We start from the raw sequence: 2,441 nt of genomic DNA on the forward strand, positions 1-2,441 counted from the left end.
GGCGGGGCGGACGCCGTCCGTACCACCCGGGACCATGCCAGAAGAGGATGGGCCGGAAGACCACCGGCGGCGAGGGCATCCCGCCGTAGCGGCCATACCAGGTGTTGTAGCGCATCCGGTCCATACTGCTCAGCACTGCCAGGAGCACCGCCAGCAGGACCACAAGGGGAATCAGGTTCGCCAGCAGGACATACCCGCCGCCGTCATGCTCCGCCGTCCCTTCAAAGAGGCCGTGGACGTGGGCGAACAGGTTCAGGACGGCTCCGTCGTAATCCCCCGCCGTAAAGCCCTCGAAAAGGAAGCTGTTGAGGTAATGGGCCTCTTGGCCCCCAAAGCGGTCGTAGAACCTGCCGCTGGAAAGCAGGTAGCAGTCCTGGGCTCCGACGCTCATCACCAGGACGGCGTCGTCCTCCGTCAGCTCCAGCTCACCGGCCCATTCCCAGGCGGCGCTCTCCAAATTTTCCGGGGCCTCCGCCAGCGTCACCACCGCCAGAATGCTGTTTCCCAGCCGGTCCCAGTTGGCGTTGTAAAGGCTCAGGCTCTTTTCCGTCTTCGCCGAGAGGATGCCCGCCCGGTCCCGGATGTACTGCTCTAAGGGGGNGGTGGACAGGCTTGTGTCTAAGGGCACGCCGTCCGGCTCCGGCGCGGAGGGCTTCCGCGCCTGTCCCAGGGCAATGCCCGTCAAGATGGCCAGGACCATAATTACCGCCGCCACGGAGCGCTTTTGGAAGNATTTCATAGGCTCATTCCTCTGTCTTCACCGCCTGGAAGTCCGGCGCGTCCGTCCGGCCCACCAGATAGTCGATGGATACTTGGTAATAGTCCGCTAAAACAATCAGGGTCGCAAGCTTGGGTTCGCTCTGGCCTGTCTCATAATTTTGATAGCCCCGGAAGGACATACCCAGAATTTCCGCCAACTCCCGTTGGTAAATTCTGCGTTCCTCCCGCAATTCTTTTAGGCGTTTGGCGAGTATTTGCATAATGCACCTCTTGACAGACCTAATTTAGGTATGTTAATATACCTTTATCTAGTATATAGGAGGTATCCCCATGACCAGTCTCATGCAGNTATTGATGGATTTCACCCATAACGAGCGCATCCCCCGCTGCCTGGACCACAAATCTTACGACCTCTCGAAATCCCTGGAGGCAAAGCACCTCGCTGCCTTGAAGGAGGGCCTCTCCGGGGAACACATGGCGTCTTTGGAGCGGTATCAGCAGGCCCCGGAGGACAGCTGTTCCTTGGAGCTGGAAGCCATGTTCCTGGCCGCCTTCTCCGTGGCCCGGGAGCTCCGGCAGGNGGACCCGTAGGGGCTATGCGTCCGCCCCTACAGGCCGTTCCGCCCATAGGCGTTTATTTGTGCAGCTCCATCAGCTTTGCCCGGAGTTCGCCCTCGATGCGGCCCAGCTCCACCTCGGCTTCCTTCCGCTTCTGCGCACCCTCCCGCTGGATGTTCAGCACCTCGTCCAGGGTGGAGATCAGCTGCTGGTTCGTGTGCTGGAGAGTCTCGATGCTCACCACGCTCCGCTCCGCCTCCTTGGCGGTCTGGATGGTGCCCATTTTCAGCATGTCGGCGTTCTTTTTCAAAAGCTCGTTGGTCATTTCCGTCACGGCGCTCTGGGCGGCGGTGGCCTGGCGGCCGTGCTCCATCCCCAGGGCCAGGACCATCTGGCTCTTCCACAGGGGAATGGTGTTCACCAGGGAGGACTGGATTTTCTCCACCATCAGCGTGTCGTTGTTCTGGAGCAGCCGGGTCTGGGGGCCCATCTGGATGGAGATCATCCTCGTCAGCTCCAGGTCGTGGAGCTTCTTTTCAAACCGCTCGCACATCTGCACCAAGTCGTTGTACCGCTGGGCGTCCTCCTGGGCGCCGGTCTGCTCCNNCNTGGCCCGGAGGGCGGGAAGCTCGTTGGCCTGGACCTCCTGGAGTTTCTTCTTCCCCGCCAGGATATACATGGTCAGCTCTTTATAGTACTTAAGGTTCAGCTCATACATCTGGTCGAACATGGCCACGTCCTTCATCAGGGTCACCTGATGCTGTTCCAGCTCCCGGACGATCTTGTCCACGTTGCTTTCGACCTTGGAATATTGGGCCTTCATGACCTCCAGCTTGTTCCCGGCCTTCTTGAACTTGCCGAAGAGGCCCTTTTTCTCATCCTCCCCGCCAAAGCCCTTCAGCTCCACCACCAGCTCGGAGAGGGACTTGCCCACTTCGCCCAGGTCCTTGGTGCGCACGGAGGCCAGGGCGCTTTCGGAGAAGCCCGCCACGTTCTTCTGGGCCGCCGCGCCGTATTGGAGAATCAGGTTGGAGTCCATCACGTCGATCTTTTTGGAGAAGTCCTCCACGGCCTTTTTCTCCGCCTCGGAGAGCATGGAGTCGTCCAGCTCCACGGGCTTGACCTCCGGCTTTTCCGGCTCGGGAGCGGCGGGGGTGGCGGCG

At 60.5% G+C, this 2,441-nt stretch carries 2 protein-coding genes; both read right to left on the reverse strand.

The features are described from left to right. Nucleotides 1–743: 743 nt before the first annotated feature. Nucleotides 744–980: a helix-turn-helix domain-containing protein gene (locus tag JX325_RS15365; protein ID WP_204791935.1), complete on the reverse strand. Its 237-nt coding sequence runs from the start codon at nt 978–980 to the stop codon at nt 744–746. A 374-nt stretch (nt 981–1,354) separates the two neighbouring features. Continuing rightward, nucleotides 1,355–2,441: toxic anion resistance protein (locus JX325_RS15370; RefSeq protein ID WP_204791936.1), on the reverse strand; the 1,087-nt coding region annotated here is incomplete at its 5' end.

Source organism: Oscillibacter sp. CU971, assembly GCF_905219725.1.
Classification (GTDB): Bacteria; Bacillota; Clostridia; order Oscillospirales; family Oscillospiraceae; genus Oscillibacter.

What these genes read in the sequence shown, in the direction of transcription:
- JX325_RS15365 (WP_204791935.1), bottom strand. Translation starts at nt 980, where the DNA reads ATGCAAATACTCGCCAAACGCCTAAAAGAATTGCGGGAGGAACGCAGA.